The organism is Roseomonas sp. AR75 (assembly GCF_005222815.1).
Classification (GTDB): domain Bacteria; phylum Pseudomonadota; class Alphaproteobacteria; order Acetobacterales; family Acetobacteraceae; genus Falsiroseomonas.
The window spans coordinates 938,779-955,581 of the sequence record NZ_STGB01000004.1; the positions used below are offsets into that span (position 1 = coordinate 938,779).

16 protein-coding genes are annotated in these 16,803 nt (G+C 72.1%); 7 read left to right on the forward strand and 9 right to left on the reverse strand.

Annotated features, from left to right (window positions below):
* Nucleotides 1-52 precede the first annotated feature (52 nt).
* The 6 genes from E4T13_RS18520 to E4T13_RS18545 all read right to left on the reverse strand — a co-directional run bounded on the left by E4T13_RS18520 (nt 53) and on the right by E4T13_RS18545 (nt 5,594).
* Nucleotides 53-1,336 (reverse strand): HAMP domain-containing sensor histidine kinase, encoded by a 1,284-nt coding sequence (locus tag E4T13_RS18520; RefSeq protein ID WP_240791188.1) that lies wholly within the window; start codon nt 1,334-1,336, stop codon nt 53-55.
* A 201-nt stretch (nt 1,337-1,537) separates the two neighbouring features.
* Nucleotides 1,538-2,173, reverse strand: coding sequence for a hypothetical protein (locus tag E4T13_RS18525; RefSeq protein WP_137179753.1), 636 nt, complete (start codon nt 2,171-2,173; stop codon nt 1,538-1,540).
* Nucleotides 2,145-3,170: a hypothetical protein gene (locus tag E4T13_RS18530; protein WP_137179754.1), complete on the reverse strand. Its 1,026-nt coding sequence runs from the start codon at nt 3,168-3,170 to the stop codon at nt 2,145-2,147. Before E4T13_RS18530 ends, E4T13_RS18525 begins: the two co-directional genes overlap by 29 nt.
* Entirely contained in the window at nt 3,163-3,699 is a 537-nt protein-coding gene (locus E4T13_RS18535) for a hypothetical protein (RefSeq protein WP_137179755.1), read from the reverse strand. The genes E4T13_RS18530 and E4T13_RS18535 overlap by 8 nt, the downstream gene beginning before the upstream one ends.
* Nucleotides 3,700-3,769: 70 nt before the next feature.
* Nucleotides 3,770-4,447, reverse strand: coding sequence for a response regulator transcription factor (locus E4T13_RS18540; protein WP_137179756.1), 678 nt, complete (start codon nt 4,445-4,447; stop codon nt 3,770-3,772).
* A 67-nt stretch (nt 4,448-4,514) separates the two neighbouring features.
* Complete coding sequence (locus E4T13_RS18545) at nt 4,515-5,594, reverse strand: trypsin-like peptidase domain-containing protein (RefSeq protein WP_137179757.1); 1,080 nt, start codon at nt 5,592-5,594, stop codon at nt 4,515-4,517.
* 54 nt (nt 5,595-5,648) lie between these two features.
* Between E4T13_RS18545 and E4T13_RS18550 the strand changes: the two genes are divergently transcribed.
* From E4T13_RS18550 to E4T13_RS18580, 7 genes are all read left to right on the forward strand, one after another.
* On the forward strand, nt 5,649-6,803 hold the full coding sequence (locus E4T13_RS18550) for a YbfB/YjiJ family MFS transporter (RefSeq protein WP_137179758.1): 1,155 nt from the start codon (nt 5,649-5,651) through the stop codon (nt 6,801-6,803).
* A gap of 249 nt (nt 6,804-7,052) precedes the next feature.
* Nucleotides 7,053-8,234 (forward strand): CaiB/BaiF CoA-transferase family protein, encoded by a 1,182-nt coding sequence (locus tag E4T13_RS18555; protein ID WP_137179759.1) that lies wholly within the window; start codon nt 7,053-7,055, stop codon nt 8,232-8,234.
* Entirely contained in the window at nt 8,234-9,148 is a 915-nt protein-coding gene (locus E4T13_RS18560) for a hydroxymethylglutaryl-CoA lyase (RefSeq protein WP_206030218.1), read from the forward strand. The genes E4T13_RS18555 and E4T13_RS18560 overlap by 1 nt, the downstream gene beginning before the upstream one ends.
* A gap of 66 nt (nt 9,149-9,214) precedes the next feature.
* Entirely contained in the window at nt 9,215-10,144 is a 930-nt protein-coding gene (locus E4T13_RS18565; RefSeq protein ID WP_170985070.1) for a PHB depolymerase family esterase, read from the forward strand.
* Nucleotides 10,141-11,733 (forward strand): hypothetical protein, encoded by a 1,593-nt coding sequence (locus E4T13_RS18570; RefSeq protein WP_137179762.1) that lies wholly within the window; start codon nt 10,141-10,143, stop codon nt 11,731-11,733. The genes E4T13_RS18565 and E4T13_RS18570 overlap by 4 nt, the downstream gene beginning before the upstream one ends.
* Before the next feature lie 51 nt (nt 11,734-11,784).
* The gene (locus E4T13_RS18575; protein ID WP_137179763.1) at nt 11,785-12,282 is read left to right on the forward strand and encodes a CHAP domain-containing protein; all 498 of its coding nucleotides are present in this window, start codon (nt 11,785-11,787) and stop codon (nt 12,280-12,282) included.
* A gap of 61 nt (nt 12,283-12,343) precedes the next feature.
* On the forward strand, nt 12,344-13,318 hold the full coding sequence (locus tag E4T13_RS18580; RefSeq protein WP_240791189.1) for a tripartite tricarboxylate transporter substrate binding protein: 975 nt from the start codon (nt 12,344-12,346) through the stop codon (nt 13,316-13,318).
* Nucleotides 13,319-13,360: 42 nt separating this feature from the next.
* Here E4T13_RS18580 and E4T13_RS18585 read toward each other — a convergent pair whose 3' ends face one another.
* The 3 genes from E4T13_RS18585 to E4T13_RS18595 form a co-directional block, all read right to left on the reverse strand.
* The gene (locus tag E4T13_RS18585) at nt 13,361-14,353 is read right to left on the reverse strand and encodes a tripartite tricarboxylate transporter substrate binding protein (RefSeq protein WP_137179764.1); all 993 of its coding nucleotides are present in this window, start codon (nt 14,351-14,353) and stop codon (nt 13,361-13,363) included.
* Nucleotides 14,350-15,945 (reverse strand): AMP-binding protein, encoded by a 1,596-nt coding sequence (locus tag E4T13_RS18590; protein WP_137179765.1) that lies wholly within the window; start codon nt 15,943-15,945, stop codon nt 14,350-14,352. The genes E4T13_RS18585 and E4T13_RS18590 overlap by 4 nt, the downstream gene beginning before the upstream one ends.
* Nucleotides 15,946-16,038: 93 nt before the next feature.
* Nucleotides 16,039-16,803, reverse strand: coding sequence for an IclR family transcriptional regulator (locus E4T13_RS18595; protein ID WP_170985071.1), 765 nt, complete (start codon nt 16,801-16,803; stop codon nt 16,039-16,041).

The window sequence follows — 16,803 nt, forward strand, 5'->3', positions numbered from 1 at the left end:
GGGGCGCGGCCGGCCGGCGCGGGCCGCAGGTCGTCCCTCCGTCTGCCGGGCATCAAGCGGTCGGAAGGCGCAGCGCGACCGTCAGGCCCGGCGCCGCCGCGCCCGGATGGGTGTCGCGCAGAAGGACCTCGCCGCGGTGCAGTGCCGCGACCGCGCGCACCAGCGACAGGCCGAGGCCGGAGCCCGGCGTGGTCCGCGCGGCATCCGCGCGGAAGAAGCGCTCGCCGGCACGGAGCCGGTCCGCTTCCGGCATCCCAGGTCCGTCATCGGCCACCTCGATCTCGGCGAAATCATCGCCCAGGCGGGCGGAGAGTGTCACGGTGCCGCCCTCGGGCGTGAATTTCAGCGCATTGTCCAGCAGGTTGACCACGGCCTGGGCCAGCAGGTCGCGATCGCCGACGAGCGGCAGGGCGTCGGGCAGGTCCACCGCCAGATGCTGCTCCCGCGCTTCGGCCGAGGCACCGTAGAGTTCGGCGATGTCTGCCAGAACCGGCGCCAGGTCGGTCTCGGCGAAGGCGGCGCGGCGGGCGCCGGCCTCGACCTCTGCGATACGCAGCACGGCCTGGAACACGCGCGCGATGGCGTCGAGATCGGCGATGCCCTGCTCCACTGCGGCCCGAAGCGAGTCCTCGTCATGCGCGGCGTGCAGCGATTCCTCGAGCTTGGCCCGCGCCCGGGCGATGGGCGTGCGCAGATCGTGCGCGATCGCGTCGGAGACGCCGCGAACGCCTTCCATGAGTTGCGCGATACGGTCCAGCATCGCGTTCATCGTCGCGCCGAGCTTGTCGAACTCGTCGTCGCGCTCGGAGAGCGGCACGCGGGGCGTCAGGTCGCCGCTGCTGATGGCCCGCGCCGTGCGGTAGATCGGGCTGAGGCGGCGCTCCAGCGACCGTCGGAGCAGCCAAGCGCCGAGCACCGCGAAGCCCGCGGAGGCCGAGGCCGCCCAGGCGATGCCTTCCGACAGCAGGCCGCGCAGGCGCAGCTTCTCCGCCACGTCGCGCCCGACCAGCATGCGCGTGCCGCCGCCGACGTCGACGCGGAAAAGCCGCGCTTCGCTCACGGCGCCGTCGCGCTGGAGGGGGATGCGGATCCAGGAGAACTCGCCATTCGCCTCGGGTGGCCAGGTGCTGAGGTTGCCGGCCAGCCGTCGGTCTTCCGGGCCGAGCAGCAGGTACAGCGTCTCGTTCTGCACATCCACCGCCATCCGGTCCTCGATGGCAGCGACGACGGCCGGCATGCCGCCCGCCTCCAGCCGCTCCATCAGCGCCGTGGCGTCGGCGCGGATCGCGGCATCCACCTGCCGGTCGAGTGCGCCGGCCGTGTTCCACCACAGCACCACGGCGGCCGCCGTGGCGGCGGCCGCGAAGACGGCGGTGAAGAACAGTGCGAAGCGCCCGGATGCGCTGCGCAGCAGCCCCAGCAGCGGCGGTTCGAAGGCGGTCGAGGCGATGGCGGGCGGGGGAGAGATGGGACCGATCCCTCGGTTGCGGCCCTGCTTCTTGCCGGGGCCGGCAGGGGCTGGGCAAGGCCCCCGCGGTCAGCCCTCGGCGCGCGACGCGACCTCGAAGGCGGCGACGAAGGCATCCGCCGAGGCGAAGTCAGCGACCCTGCGACGCCACAGTGCCTCCGCTTCCCGCAGGCAGGCCCGGCGCAGCACCGGCGATTCCTTCGACATCAGCAGCGCGGGCCGCAGCGCGCGCATCGCCCTGAGCCGCACCTCCGGCGGCATGGTCTCCGGCGGGAGATTGACGACGAAGACCTCCTCCAGCGGCTTCGCGTCGTCGCCGAAGGTGCCGGCGAAGGCGACGGCGTCTGAATGGAGCGTCTGGTGCATCCGCAGGAAGTCATGGGTGGTCACCTGTTGCCCGGCCGGCGCCGCCGCCAGGATCAGGGCGCCGGTGACATCGCGCAGGTGGTAGCTGGGCGGGTCGCCATGCAGGAAGTAGCCGAGTCCGGCAAAGCCCGCCCGCACGCGGGCGAGGAAGGTGCGCGCGCGCACGTCCAGGGCCGGGTTGCCGACGCCGTGCTTCTCGAACGAGATCACCACCCCGGAGCGCAGCTCCCGCGCCTTCCGAGGGTGCTCCGCAAGGCCGCTGAGCAGCGCGGCCAGGCGATCGGCGGTCGCGTCGGAAAACCCGTCTGCCTCAAGGACGAGGCTCTGCTGGCTGAACATGCCGCGTCTCCTTCCCCTTGCCGAGATGCCGCGACAGCCGCGCGATGATGTAGCGCACCTCGGACGCCGCGCGCTGCTCCGCGTCCCTGCCCGGCGCAAGCCACATCACGTCGTTCAGCAGAAATTCGGCGTGCAGCAGAACCTCTTCCACGATGCCGGGGCGATTGTCCCAGACCGCATCGCGGACGGCGCGCTGCCAGTCCGGCGCCGCGTGGAAGATCCAGCGCTCCTCCAGCAGCGGATGGCGCGTGCGGCCGGCATCCGCCAGGTCACGGGCGGAGCCGAGCCGGCCGAAGCCGTGGCCGAGCAGCTCCCTGGTCAAGGCGGCATGGGCCACATGCAGGTCGGCGGCGCCGCACGCGCCCTTTCCTTCCGTCCGAAGCGCCAGCAGCAGGAGAGCAGCCGGAACGGGATCGGCATATTCCAGCGCGGTGCTGCCGAGGAACAGCGTCTCCTGCAGCGCGCGGGCGCCGAGCTGCGCGCTCACCTGCCCGTAGAAGCGGCCGTAGAGCTCGGGCTCTGGCGCGTGCGTCAGCTCCAGCAGCCAGGCGCCATGCAGCAGGCCCGGCCGCTCGCGGCGGGCCTGGAACAGCCGCGCGCAGCCTTCCAGGATCTGCTCGACCGTGAGATCGCCCGCGCCGGGCCGCCGCAGATGCGCGTCGATCTCCGCGAACGGCGCGGGGACCGGTTGCGGGGTGCCGAGGAAGGCGTCGAGGCGCGCCTGGTCGAGAGGGAAGGGAACGGCGCGGCGGACCGCATCGAACTGCTCGGCGCACAGAGCGGTGTAGTGGCCGCAAGCGAAGAACTGCAGGTAGTGATGGATCTCATGCGCCAGCCGGCCGAAGAAGGCCTGGCCGCCCGGTGGCGAGGTGCCCTGGGTCCATCCCTGCACGCAGGCCTCCCACTTCCTGCGGTCCTCATTCACGTAGATCACGCCGGAGGCGCGCTCGAACAGCGCGGCGCTGTGCGAAAACGCGCCATCCGGCGCTTCAGGCATGCGCGATCCAGCGCCCGTCCGGCAGCCGCTCCACGAGCTTGATGGGGCCGGCGCGGGCCGGCGCGGCGGTCAGCGCCTCCAGCCGCGCGACCACGACCGGCTGCGGCTGTTCCAGCGCGGCGGCTAGCCCGGCCTCGTCCCGCGGCCCCTTCACGCGGCGAAGTTCGGCCAGCAGCACGGCCTGGTCCGCGGTCAGCGGCACGCCCTTGCGCCAGAGGACCAGAAGCTGCCGCGCCACCGAGATGGCAAGGCCGACCCACGGCCCGCCGGCGGACTTGCCGGCGAGATAGGCCAGCACGCCGTCCTTGATGATCGTCAGCAGATCGAGCTCGTCGTCGCGTATGGCCCAGCGGCCGATCCGGACTTCCTGCGCATGCGCCGCGCCGGTCGGCGGCGCCTGCGCCATGTCGTCGAGCAGGGCGTGCGCCACTTCCTCCGCGGCCCGGCCGCGGGGGCCCGGCGCCTCCGCGCCGAGCGCCTCGCGCAGGCCATCCAGGCACTCCTCCTCCGAGAAGAAGGTCCTCGCCATGCGCCATCCTCCTGCACCGGGCAGGCTATCGAACTGGCACCGGCCGGCGCAACGAGGAAGCGCCGGGTGGTCAGTCCGCGCGGATCATGTATCCCGCATTGCGCACGGTGTGGATCAGCGGCCTGTCGAAGCCCTTGTCCAGCTTGTGGCGCAGCCGCGAGACATGCACGTCGATCACGTTGGTCTGCGGGTCGAAATGGTAGTCCCAGACCTTCTCCAGCAGCATGGTGCGGGTCACCACCTGGCCGGCATGGCGCATCAGGTGCTCCAGCAGGCGGAATTCGCGCGGTTGCACGTCGATCTTCTTCCCGCCGCGCGTGACGGTGCGGGAGAGCAGATCCAGCTCCAGGTCGGCGACCTTCAGCCGCGTGGTCGGCACCTCCGCCGCCGGGCGGCGGCCGAGCGCCTCGACGCGCGCCAGCAGCTCGGCAAAGGCGAAGGGTTTCGTCAGGTAGTCGTCACCCCCCGCCTTGAGCCCCTTCACCCGTTCATCCACCGCGTTCAGGGCGCTGAGAAACAGCACCGGCGTGCGGTTGCCCTGGCCGCGCAGCGTCTCCACCAGGCGCACGCCGTCCACGCCGCCGGGCAGCATGCGGTCCAGCACCAGCACGTCGAACTGCTCGGAGGCGGCCATGAACAGGCCGTCGCGCCCGTTCGGCGCGTGCTCCACCGTGTGCCCGGCCTCCATCAGGCCTTTCCGCACGAAGCGCGCGACCTCCGCGTCGTCTTCCACCAGCAGGATTCGCATACTCGGTCGTTCCGATCGCTGTATGGGCAACCTAGTGCCGGGGGCGCGGTGATTCCTAGTCCCGCGCTCAGGACGCCGCGGGCCGGCGGCCGATCTGCACCGGGACCTCGGTCGGGCGGCCGTCGCGCAGGATCGAGAGCTGCACGGTCTGGCCGGGCGGCAGGGCCGCGACGTTGCGGACCAGTGCGCGGGACGTCTCGATGCGCTCGCCATTGATGGCGACCACCTGATCGCCCTGGCGCAGCCCGGCGCGGGCCGCGGGGCTGCCGCGCTCGATGCCGGTGATCAGCACCCCCCGCCCCGTGGGACGGCGGCGGCCGGGTTCCTCGCCGGCGATGTCCTGCACGGCGACCCCGAGCCAGCCGCGCTCCACCCGCCCGCCGCTGCGAAGCTGCTCGACGATCGGGCGGGCCAGGTCGGACGGCACGGCGAAGCCGATGCCGGCACTTGCGCCGGAGGGTGAGTAGATCGCGGTGTTGATGCCGATCACCTCGCCGGCCAGGTTGAACAGGGGGCCGCCGGAATTGCCGGGATTGATCGGCGCATCGGTCTGCAGGAAGTCGTCATAGGGACCGGCGCCGATGTCGCGCCCGCGGGCGGAGAGGATGCCGGAGGTCACGGTGCCGCCGAGGCCGAAGGGATTGCCGGCCGCCAGCACCCATTGCCCCACCCGCATCGCCCCGGAACTGCCCCAGCCCACGGATGGCAGCGGCGCCCGCGCATCCACCCGCAACAGGGCGAGATCGGTCAGTTCGTCGGAGCCCACCACGCGCGCGATGTATTCCTGCCCGTCCTGCAGCGACACCACGACGCGGGAGGCATTGCCGATGACGTGGTTGGCGGTGACGAGCAGGCCCGCCGGGTCCAGGATGAAGCCCGATCCCGCGCCCTGGCTCTGTTGCCTTCCGCCGCGGCGGTCGCGGAAATAGCGTTCGAAGGGCGTTCCGCGGAGTTCCGGCGGCACCTCCGCCCGCTGTTCGGAGGTGACGGCGATGTTGACGACGGCGGGCAGCACGCGCTCGGCCAGGTCCGCGAAATCCGGCAGCGCGGCGCCGCGCTGGGCGCGGGCGGGCGGCGAGCCGCCGCAACCGGCGATGGGGACCAGGGCCAGCGCCGCCAGGGAGCGGCGGCCGATCGGGTGGGACATGGGTCCTCGACGGGGCAGGGGCGGTCGGTCCGCCGGGAAACGGGGCGCCGCAGCATGGAGAAGCGAGGCTGCCGATTCAACCGCATGCCCGGCGTCATGAAGGTGGCCTGGGCGGCGGCGGGCGCAATCCTTGCCGGGGTGGGGCTGGCGCGTTTCGCCTACGTGCCGCTGTTCCCGGCCATGGTCGCCGCTGGCTGGGTGGATGGCGGGGAGGCCGGGCTGCTTGGGGCCGGCAACTTCGCCGGCTACCTCCTCGGCGTGCTGGCCGGGCGACGGCTGGCGGCGCGCATCGGCGTGCCGCGCGCGCTCGACGCCGGCATGGCCCTGGCCGTCGCGGCCTTCGCGGCCTGCGCCTGGCAGGGCGGGCTGTTCTGGCTGTTCGCCTGGCGGGCGCTGGCCGGCACGGCGGGCGGCGTGCTGATGGCGCTCGCCGGCCCCTCGGCGCAGGCGAGCGTGCCGCCCGAGCGGCGCGGCGTGGCGAGCGGGATCGTGATGACCGGCGTCGGGCTTGGCGTGGTGTCCGGGGGGCTCGCCATGCCGCTGCTGCTGCGCGGCGGCGTGGAGGCGGCCTGGGCGGGGCTGGCGCTTGCCGCCGCACTTGTCTGGTGGGCGGCGCGGCGGCATTGGCCCGACCCGCCCGCGCTGCCGGCGGAGGAGACGCGTTCCACCGTGCCGCGGGCGGGGGGGCTGCTGCTGGCCTATGCGCTGTCCGGCGCGGGGATGGTCGCGCCGATGGTCTATCTCTCCGACCTGGCCGTGCGCGGCCGTGGGATGCCGATCGAGGCAGGCGCGGCGGTGTGGATCGGTTTCGGGATCGGGGCGCTGCTCGGCACGCTGCTGGGCGGGCGACTGGCGGCGCGGCTGGGCGGGCAGCGCGCCCTGCTGGCCTGGATGGCGGTGCAGGTGGTTGCGCTCGGCGCCGCGCTCGTGCCGGCCTGGCCGGTGCTGGCGCTGGCCGGCCCGCTCAGCGGCTTCGCCGGCGTGGGCGCAACGGCGGTGACGCTGCTCGCGGCACGGGAGGTCGCGGGCGCGCAGGCCGGCGTGCTCTGGGTCCGTGCGACGGCCGCCTATGCGGTGGCGCAGGTTGGTTTCGCCTTCGGCCTCGCGGCGCTGTTCGCCGCGACCGGGGACAGCCATGCGGCGGTGTTCGGCGTGGGGCTGGCCCTGAGCATCGCGGCCTTTGCCGTGGCGCTGCGCGGGTGGCGATGAAAAAAATGGGCGGAGCCCGGAGGGGCGCCGCCCAAGTAGGGATACCGGCCAGATGGGGGGTAGGACGGCCGGCTCCCGGGAGGGAGAGACGGGGTGCATAGCTCGGCGACCCCAAGCCCTTATCGCGCGGGAAGCTTTCGCGATCCTTGCCAAGGCAGAATTTTCTGGCGGATGCCGGTGCCGGCGCGTCGGCATGACGCGCGCGGCGGTGGCGCCTATCCTGCGCGCATGCGTGCCGGAGGAGATCGGATGACGGGGCAGGGCCTGCCGCTTGCGGGTTTTCGGGTGCTGGAACTGGGCCACTACATCGCGGGGCCCTTCGCCGCGCGGATGCTCGCCGACATGGGCGCCGAGGTGATCAAGGTGGAGCCGCCCGAAGGCGACCCGCATCGCGGCTGGGGTAGCCAGGTCAACGGCCACGCCGTGTGGTTCAGCATCCATGGGCGCAACAAGCTCTGCGTCTCGCTCGACCTGAAGTCGGCGGAGGGGCGCGAGAAGGTGAAGGCGCTCGCCGCCCGCGCCGACGCGCTGATCGAGAACTTCCGGCCCGGCTACCTGGAACGCATCGGGCTCGGCCCCGATGTGCTGCAGGCGATCAACCCCAGGCTCACCATCGCCCGCGTCTCCGGCTACGGCCAGGACGGGCCCTATCGCGACAAGCCCGCCTTCGGCTCGATCGGGGAGGCGATGGGCGGCATCCGCCACCTGACGGCGACGCCGGGCGTGACGGACCACCCGCCGCCGCGCTGCGGCGTCTCCATCGCCGACGACATCGCGGGCATCTATGCCGCGATGGCCGTGCTCGGCGCCGCCTGGGCGACGAAGGCCAACCCGGAGGCGAAGGGGCGCATCATCGACGTGGACCTGGTCGGCTCCGTCTTCTCGCTGATGGAGGGGATGCTGCCGGAATACGGGCTGTTCGGCTGGGTGCGGCAACCCCAGGGCGCGGCGCTGCCCACTGCGGCGCCGACCAACACCTATCTCTGCGCGGACGGGAAGTGGCTCTGCATCGGCGGCAATTCGGACGCGATCTACCGCCGGCTGATGAAGGTGATCGGGCGCGAGGATTTGGGCGCGGATGAACGCCTGCAGACCAATATCGGCCGCTGCGCCAACGTGAAGGAGATCGACGCGGCGATCGAGGCCTGGACGAAGACGCTGCCGGCCGCGGAGGCGGAACGCATCCTGGATGCGGCCGACATCCCGGTCTCCCGCCTCTATGACATGAAGGACTGCGCCGAGGACCCGCATTTCCGCGCGCGGCAGACGGTGATGGAGGTGCGCGACCCGCTGCTCGACCGCACGCTGCTGCACCCCGCGCCGCCCTTCCGCTTCGACGGCGTCAGCCCGCCGGAGATGGTGCGCTGGACCGCGCCCGCCATCGGCGCGCACAACGACCATGTTTTTCGTGAGTTGCTGGGAGGGAAATGATGGCCCGCGTTTCCATCAGCGAGGTCGCGCCGCGCGACGGGCTGCAATCCATCGGCCCCTTCGTGCCGACCGAGACCAAGATCGCGCTCGTCCGCGCGTTGCATGCGGCCGGCGTACGGCGGATGGAAGTCGGCTCCTTCGTCAGCCCCAAGGCCGTGCCGCAGATGGCCGACACCGCCGAGGTGTTCCGGGCCGCACTCGCGCTGGACGGGCTGGAATGCACCGCGCTCGTGCCCAACCGGAAGGGCTTCGAAGCGGCGCTCGCGGCCGGCGCGCATCGCGTCGGGCTGTTCATGTCGGTGACCGAAAGCCACAACAAGGCGAATGTGAACCGCAGCTGCGCCGAGAGCTTCGCCGACCTCTCCGGCATCGTGCGCGACGCCCTCGCGGCGGGCCGGAAGGTGCGCTTCAACCTTTCCTGCTGCTTCCACTGCCCCTTCGAGGGCGTGGTGCCGGAACGCGACGCGCTGGACTGGGTGGAGCGCGTGGTGGCGCTCGATCCCTGGATCGAGGTCGCGATCTGCGACACCACCGGCAACGCCGCGCCCGACCAGGTTTCCCGAGTGGTCGGCCATGCCGTGAGGAGTTGGCCGGCGCCGGACGGCTCGAACCGCATCGCCTTCCACGGCCACGACACCTACGGCATGGGCGTGGCGAATGTCGCCGCGGCCTGGAACGCCGGCTGCGACGTGATCGACAGCGCGGCGGGCGGGCTCGGCGGCTGCCCCTTCGCGCCGGGCGCAACGGGCAATGTCGCAACCGAGGATGTCGCCTGGCTGTTCCGCCGCATGGGCGTGGAGACGGGGCTCGACTGGGCAAAGCTGCTCGCGGCCGCCGATCTCGCGGCCGGCGTCCCCGGCGGGCTGCCGGGCGGTCGCATGCGGGCGGTATCGGCCGCGCGCCGCGCGGCCTGACAGGCGGAGGGATTGCCTGGCCGCCGATTCTGGCGGCGGCGGTTCGTTGCGTGCCAGTATCGCCGTGTGCGTGCCGCCCTGCTGACCCTTCCGCTCCTCCTCCTGCTCGCGGCCTGCGGCGGCGAGCGGCTGAGCCTGCCTTCCGGCCGTGGCGCGGTGCTCGACCGCGCCACGCAGCCGGGGCCCGCGCCGGTCATCGTGGTGCTGCATGGCGCGGCGCTTTCCGGCGCTATCACCCGCGACATGCTGGACCTGTCGGAGATGGCGCGCGGCGAAGGCTTCGCGGTCGTCTATCCGGATTCCGCAGGCACCTTCTGGAACGACGGGGCGCTGCGCGCGCGCATGTCGGGGCTGCTCTCCGCCGGCGACGACATCGGCTTCCTGGATGCGCTGCTCGACCTGCTGGTGGCGGAGGGCATCGCCGATGCCGCGCACATCCACTTGGCCGGCATCTCCAACGGCGGGATGATGGCGATGCGCTACGCCTGCGAGCGTGCGGAGCGGCTTGCCTCCGTGGCGATGTTCAAGGCGACCCTGCCGCTCGCGCCGCCCTGCCATCCGGGGCGGCCCCTGCCCGTGCTGCTGGCCGCCGGCACGGATGACCCCATCGTCGGCTGGGACGGCAGCATCGGCTACGGCCCGCTCTTCGCGACGGAGCGCCGGCACACGGTGCCGGAGACCTTCGCCTTCTGGCAGCGTGCGAATGGCTGCACCGGCGTCGCGCCCAGCGTCGAACTGCCGCGTCAGGGCGAGCCTGACGCGCCGCATGTGCTTCTGCATGAGGCGACCGGCTGCGCCCCCGGCGCGACCACGCTGCTCTATGAGATGCGCGGCGCCGGGCACCGGCTGCCGGGGCAGGGAGAATCGTGGCTGATGCGCGTATTCGGCCGCACCACGATGGATGTGGAGGCCAGCGCGCTGATGCTCGCCTTCGCGCGCAATCCGGATCGCGTGCCGCAGCCAAAGGCCGCCATCCGCCACGCGAGGGCCCGATGATGCGTCTGCCTATCCTGGTCGCGACGGCCATGCTGCTCTCACTGACCGCGCTGGCGCAGCCACGCACGCCACCCGGCCGTGCGGCGGCGCAGGCCCAGGTCGCACGCTGCGATGCGATCGCCGCGCAGGCCGGACAGGCGCATCTGCATGAGGTCCGCGAGAGCTTCGCCGCCTTCCTGCCCGCGGCGCGCGACGTGCTGCGCGCTCATTCCGTCGAGGCGCGCATCACCGATGGCGGCCGCGTCGCGCGGGTGGAGCTGCACCTGCACGCGATCCGCGACATGGAATTGCCGACCGACGTGCCGCGGATGCACTATCGCGACGAGCTGGACGGCGCGCGCATCCTGCAGGATCCGCGGTCGCGCATCCGCGCGCTGTGGGAGATCGACGAGGTCACCGTCGCCGCCTCCTCCCGCGCCTACGACGTGCGCTATGCCGACCTCACCGCGCCGGATCCCTATCCCTGGCTCGAAGGCGAGCCGCTGCCGGTGCTGAAGGACTACGAGGTCCTGGCGATCTACACCGACCGCTACACCGGCTTCGCCGGGCTTGCGCTGGCGCCGCGCCATCCCCGCGGCGCGGCGCATCGCATCTACGCCATCGCGGGGACGCACACGCTCGACCATCCGGACCTGCGCGGCTGGGGTTCCGGCCTGACGCTCGGGCGCGGGCAGTTCATCTCCAACGCCGCCCTGCACATGGCGGCCGACGCCGCCGCCTATGCGCGCGACATGCAGGGTGGGGGCGAGGTGTTCATCACCGGGCAGAGCCAGGGCGGGCTGACCGCGCAGGGGCTGGCCTACATGGTGCAGGCGATGCTCGACGAAGGCGGCGGACGGCATCACCTGGTGCACATGGTCTCCTGGGGCGCGATCGGCGCCAAGGAGGTCATGGAACGCATGATCGCCCATTGGCGCGCCGGCGAGGCGCGGCGTTTCGGCGCCGGGCTGGAACGCCACTGGGCAATCTCGGACCCGCACCAGCCGCGCGCGGCGGAGGCCTGGGCGCAGGTGACGCGGCGCTGGGCACGCATTCCCGAAGGAGCGGAGGGCGCCCATCTCGACGAGACGGCGGCGCGGATGCGCGCGGTGGGCTTCTTCTTCGACGTGGACCTGTTCTCCCGCCTCGGCACCTTCTTCGGCACGACCTTCGCCTTCCCGACCGCGCTGGTGCTGCCGGATGCCTGCGACGAGATCCAGGCGGAGTTCATCATGGGCCGCCGCAGCGGCGCCTTCGGCATGCAGCTCGAAGCGCATTTCCTGCGCGGCTACCACCGCGCGGTGGGGCGCGGCGCGCTGGCCGTGGCACGGCCGGCCGATCCACCGAAATGGCCGGTGCTGACCGGCATGATCCCGGCGCTGGAGGCGATCGGAGAGGTCTGGATGGAGACGGTGTATTTCCGCACCGTCGCGTCGTCCTCGGCGAACTGGACGCGCTGCCGCGCCGCGCATGCCTGGCGGACGCTGCGCAACGCGCATTGCCGGGAGGATTGGTGGCCCGGATGCGGCCAGAGCGCCGATCCGGCCGAGCCGAACTGGTGCCTGGCGACGGAAGCCTGGCCCGGCAGCGTGCTGCGGGAGATCCGCTGAGCCTCGCTTTCGGCGTGGCGCGGCGTCTCGATACGCCCTAGAATCAGCACCATGTGGCGCGCTCTTGTCATGCTGGTTCTGCTCGGCTTGGCCGCCTGCGGCAGCACGCGCGCCCCGGTTCCGGGCGGCGGCGGCGCCGTCGCGGAGCCGGTCTCCTGCGTGCCCTACGCCCGCGCGCGCTCCGGCATCCAGCTCTCCGGCGACGCCTGGACCTGGTGGGACGCCGCCGCCGGCCGCTACGAGCGCTCCCAGGCGCCGCAGCCGGGTAGCGTGCTGGTGATCAACCGCACCGCACGCATGCGGTCCGGCCATGTCGCGGTGGTGACGCGGGTGGTGAGCAGCCGGGAGATCCTCGTGGACCATGCCAACTGGGCGTCCGGCGCGGCGAAGGGCCGCATCGCTCGGGACCAGCGCGTGGTGGACATCTCGTCCGCGAATGACTGGTCGGTGGTGCGGGTATGGTATCCGCGAATCAACAACCTCGGCGCGTCGGGCTACCCGGTGCGCGGCTTCGTGCATCCGCGCATGAGCTTCGCCAGCGCCGACTGATCTTGCCCCGCGGCGCCAGCCGGGCTTGGTTGCGGATCAATCGCACCAGGGAGGAACCCCGATGACCATCACCCGTCGCGGCATGCTCGGCGCCGCCACCCTTGTTGCAGCGCCGGGCGCGCTGCGCGCCCAGCCCGCCTGGCCGGATCGCCCGGTGCGGGTGATCGTGGCCTTCCCCGGCGGCTCCACGCCCGACATGGCGGCGCGTGCCGTGGCGCCGCATCTGGCGCAGGTCTTCGGCCAGCCCTTCGTCGTGGATAACCGCGCCGGCGGCGGCGGCAATATCGGCACGGAAGCCATCGCGCGCGCCACGGACGGGCACACGCTCGGCGTCACCATCGGCGGCCCGGGCAGCACGGCGAAGGTGCTGAACCCGAACCTGTCCTACGACCCGGCGACCGACCTGACGCCGATCTCGCTGCTGGCGCGGCTGCCCTTCGTGCTGGCGGTGCATCCCTCGGTGCCAGCGAACACGGTGGCCGAGCTGATCGCCTATGCGAAGGCCAATCCGGGCAAGCTGAACTACGGCTCGACCGGGCCGGGCACGCTCTCCCACCTCGCCACGGAGGACATGGCGCGGCTGTCGGGCTTCCAGGCGGAGCATGTATCCTATCGCGGCGTTGCGCAGGCGGTGCTGGACCTGGTCGCGGGGCGGCTGCAGCTGTTCCTGGCGGCGCCCGCGGGCGTGCTGGCGCAGGTGCAGGACGGCAGGCTGCGTGCGCTTGCGGTGACGGGGCCGGATCGCATGGCGCAGCTTCCGAACGTGCCGACGCTGCGCGAGGCCGGCGTGCAGATGGAGCCGGTGGTGGCCTGGATCGGCATGTTCGGCCCCGCCGGCTTCCCGGCCGACCGTGCCGCACGGATCGCTCGGGAATGCAATGTCGCGCTGAACCAGCCCGAACAGCGGCGCACGTTGGAAGCGGCGGGCTTCCAGCCGGTGGGCTCGACGCCGGCGGAATTCGCCGCGTTGCAGAAGGCCGAGATCGAGCGCTGGGGCGGGCTGATCCGCCGCCTGGGCATCCGCCCGGAAAGCTGACGCGGTCGGGGCGCGGCGCCGCCGCCGCGCCCCGTGCCCGCGCTATTGCAGCGTTAACCGCGCTTCCTTGATCACCGTCGCCCAGCGCGTCACCTGGCTGGCGAGTTGTTCGGCGGTGGCCGAGGCTGGGCCAGGCATCGGCACCACGCCCTGCGTGAGCAGCCGGTCGCGGATCTCCGGCTGCGCCACGGCCGCCTGCATCGCCGCGTTCAGCTTGCCGATGGCCGGCGCCGGCGTGCCGGCGGGGGCGAGGATGCTGTAGATCGAGGAGACGGCGAAGGCGCCAAAGCCGGCCTCGGCCGTGGTCGGCACCTGCGGCACCGCATTGCTGCGCGTGGGCGTCGCGATGGCCAGCACCTTCAGTGCGCTGCCGTTCTGCATGACGTTGGGCAGCGTGGCGAACATGATATCCACCTGCCCGGCCAGCACGTCGGCCAGCGCCGGCGCGCCGCCGCGATAAGGCACATGCAGCATGCGCAGCCCCGCCTGCTGCGCGAAGAGTTCCGCCGCGAGATGTTCGGTGGAGCCGTTGCCGGAGGAGGCGTAGCTGAGTGCGCCCGGCCGGCTGCGCACCAGCGCGACCAGCCCGGCCAGGCTGTCCACCTGTACCTTGTTCGCGACCGCGATCACGATGGGCACCGCGCCGACCGTGCCGACCGGCGTGAAGTCGCGTTGCAGGTCTAGGTTCAGATTGTTGCCGGGCATGCCCGCGAGGATCGCGTAGCTGGTGATCGGCGCCATCAGCAGCGTGCTGCCATCGGGCGTGGCACGCGCGACGAATTGTGCGCCGATCGCACCGGAGGCGCCGGTGCGGTTCTCCACCACCACCGACTGGCCGAGACGCCCGGCCATGCCCTGGCCGACGAGCCGCCCGACGAAATCCACGGCGCCGCCCGCCGAGAACGGCACGACCAGCCGAACCGGCTGGTTCGGCAGCTCCTGCGCCCGCGCGGCGCGTGCACCGAAGCCGATCGCAGCCGCGGCGAGCAGCGCAGGCCGCCTTCCGATCCTGGCACTCCGCAGGGTGTTGGTCATCGCCGTGCCTCCGCTGTCGAGGGTTTGCGGCCGGGATCGAGCCCGGACGCCTCAAGGTCCCAGCAGTCGTCCGTGTCGCGCGACAATTCCATCTTGCGCACGCGCTGCGTCGGCGTGCGCGGGAAGTCCTCGACGAAGGCGACGAAGCGCGGAAGCTGGAAGCGCGGCATGCGCGGGGCGCACCAGGCCAGCAGCGTCGCGGCATCCAGCGCGGCGCCCGCGGCGCGGCGCACGAAGATCTTGATCTCGTCCTCGCCGAGCGCGCTCGGCACGCCGATCATCGCGACCTCCTCGACCTCCGGATGGTCGAGCAGCACGCGCTCGACCTCCCAGGCGGAGATGTTGATGCCGCGGCGGCGCACGGAATCCTTGGCGCGGCCGAGGAAGAAGTAGTCGCCATCGGCATCGCGCCGCGCCAGGTCGCCGCTGCGGAACCAGTCACCACGCATCGTGGCGGCAGACGCTTCGGGATTGCGGAAATAGCCGAGGAAGCCGAGCTTCGGGTCCTTCGCGCGGAAGCAGAGCTCGCCCGTCTCGCCATCCGGCACGGCGTTGCCTTCGGCATCAGCCACCATCGCCTCGTACCAGCAGATCGGGCGGCCGACGGAGCCGACCTTGCCTGTCATGTTGAGCGTGGTGAAGGTGATCAGTTCCGACAGGCCATAGCCTTCGCGGATCTGCACGCCGAAGCGCTGCGAAAAGGGAGTCCAGACCTCGGCCGGGCAGCCGCCGCCCCAGGCAATGCGCACGCCATGGTCACGGTCCGCGGGGCCTTCGGGCTGGCGCAGCACCATCGGCACCACGCTGCCGAGATAATGCACGCGGCTCGCACCGAGCTCCTTCGCCTGCTGCCAGAAGCGCGAGGCGCTGAAGCGGTCCACCATGCCTAGGGTGAGGCGGCCGAACACGGCGGCGATCAGCACCGCGACGCCAGCGCCGTGATGCATCGCCTCCCAGAACAGGAATGTCTCGCCGGGCTGCGCGCCGGTGAGGTGCAGCAGCGCCACCGGGCCGGCACGCAGCGTGCGGTCGGATTTCAGCACGCCCTTCGGTGCGCCGGTGGTGCCGGAACTCGGCGTGATCGCGATGATGTCGTCGGCGCGCGGCGCGACCGGCGGCGGCGCCGCGTCGGGGTGGTCGAGCAGCGTCTGCAACGTCGCGCCGCCTAAGCCTCCGCGCCAGAACACGTGGCGCAGCGGGCGCGCGGCCAGAACGGGCGCGAGCGCGTCCGCATGGGTGGCGTCGGCGATCAGCGCATCCACCGCGAAGGCGTCGAAGGGATAGGCGAGGGAGGGACCCTGCAGCGCGGTGTTCACGGGCACACGCACCAGCCCGATCTTGGCGAGGGCGAAGATGCAGAGGATGTGGTCGGGATGGCCGGGCAGCATCAGCGCAACGCGGTCGCCCGGCTTCAGGCCAGCGGCGAGCAAGGCGTTCGCGATCCGGTTGACCGCGGCGTCCATGGCGCCGAAGCGCAGCGCCTGCCCGCCGAAGCGGCAGAAGATCCGATCCGGCGCGCTGATCGCCTGGGCGTCGAGTTCTTCCCGCAATGTGCGGTCGCCGGGCGGCGCGAGAGCCACGTCGGGGGCCATCGATGCTCCTGGCCAAAATTATTGAAAAGCAATACTAAATATCGCGAAGAAGCATGACCGTCGCCGCTCCCGCCTGTCAACGGCAAAGCGAATTCAATGGCAGGCGCGTGCGGCGGCGATGACGGCCGGGACCAGGGTGGCCACGGCCTGCTCGGGATCGAAGCGGCTGCGCAGCGCGGAGAGGTTCACCGCGCCCAGGGCGCGGCCTTGCGTGTCGAGGACAGGCGCGGAGATCGACAGGCTGTCCTGGTCGAAGGCCTTCGTCGTCATCGCATAGCCCTGCGCCCGCACGCGATCGAGCAGATGCTGGAACGCCGCGATATCCTGCGCGCCGGCGCGCTGCCGCGCGAGCGCACTTGCGGCGGCGAAGGCGCGCGTCACCACTTCCGGCCGCGCATGCGCGAGCAGCATCTGGCCCGAGGAGGCGGAGATCGCCTCGAAGCGCATGCCCGGCGTGAGCGTGACGGCGGTGAGATGCGGGCTCGGCCAGTTCTCGACAATGACGATCTCGGTTTCCAGCAGTTCCGCCCAGGAGACGCATTCGCGCGTGGCGAGGTTGAGGTCGCGCAGCGCGGGCCGGGCACGCTGCAGCACCGATCGGCCGCCGACATAGCCGCGATAGAGGCCGAGCACCTTGGCGCCGAGGGTGAAGCGCTTCGTCGCAGGATCGCGGTGCAGGTAGCCGAGGCGATGCAGCGTGTAGACGAAGCGCTGCGCCGCGCTGCGTCCGATGCCGGCGCGCGCCATGATCTCCGCCAGCGTCAGCTCCTGGCGCGCTTCCTCGAACAGGCCGAGCACCGCCATGGCCTTCTCGACCGAAGCGACATAGAGCCGCGGGTCCGTCGCCTCCGGCGGCAT

Coding starts and splice junctions, on each gene's coding strand:
- E4T13_RS18535 (WP_137179755.1), bottom strand. CDS start 3,699: ATGGCGAGGACCTTCTTCTCGGAGGAGGAGTGCCTGGATGGCCTGCGC.
- E4T13_RS18555 (WP_137179759.1), top strand. CDS start 7,053: ATGACGGGGCAGGGCCTGCCGCTTGCGGGTTTTCGGGTGCTGGAACTG.
- E4T13_RS18570 (WP_137179762.1), top strand. CDS start 10,141: ATGATGCGTCTGCCTATCCTGGTCGCGACGGCCATGCTGCTCTCACTG.
- E4T13_RS18560 (WP_206030218.1), top strand. CDS start 8,234: ATGGCCCGCGTTTCCATCAGCGAGGTCGCGCCGCGCGACGGGCTGCAA.
- E4T13_RS18585 (WP_137179764.1), bottom strand. CDS start 14,353: ATGACCAACACCCTGCGGAGTGCCAGGATCGGAAGGCGGCCTGCGCTG.
- E4T13_RS18540 (WP_137179756.1), bottom strand. CDS start 4,447: ATGCGAATCCTGCTGGTGGAAGACGACGCGGAGGTCGCGCGCTTCGTG.
- E4T13_RS18550 (WP_137179758.1), top strand. CDS start 5,649: ATGGAGAAGCGAGGCTGCCGATTCAACCGCATGCCCGGCGTCATGAAG.
- E4T13_RS18525 (WP_137179753.1), bottom strand. CDS start 2,173: ATGTTCAGCCAGCAGAGCCTCGTCCTTGAGGCAGACGGGTTTTCCGAC.
- E4T13_RS18595 (WP_170985071.1), bottom strand. CDS start 16,803: ATGCCGCCGGAGGCGACGGACCCGCGGCTCTATGTCGCTTCGGTCGAG.
- E4T13_RS18545 (WP_137179757.1), bottom strand. CDS start 5,594: ATGTCCCACCCGATCGGCCGCCGCTCCCTGGCGGCGCTGGCCCTGGTC.
- E4T13_RS18590 (WP_137179765.1), bottom strand. CDS start 15,945: ATGGCCCCCGACGTGGCTCTCGCGCCGCCCGGCGACCGCACATTGCGG.
- E4T13_RS18575 (WP_137179763.1), top strand. CDS start 11,785: ATGTGGCGCGCTCTTGTCATGCTGGTTCTGCTCGGCTTGGCCGCCTGC.
- E4T13_RS18530 (WP_137179754.1), bottom strand. CDS start 3,170: ATGCCTGAAGCGCCGGATGGCGCGTTTTCGCACAGCGCCGCGCTGTTC.
- E4T13_RS18580 (WP_240791189.1), top strand. CDS start 12,344: ATGACCATCACCCGTCGCGGCATGCTCGGCGCCGCCACCCTTGTTGCA.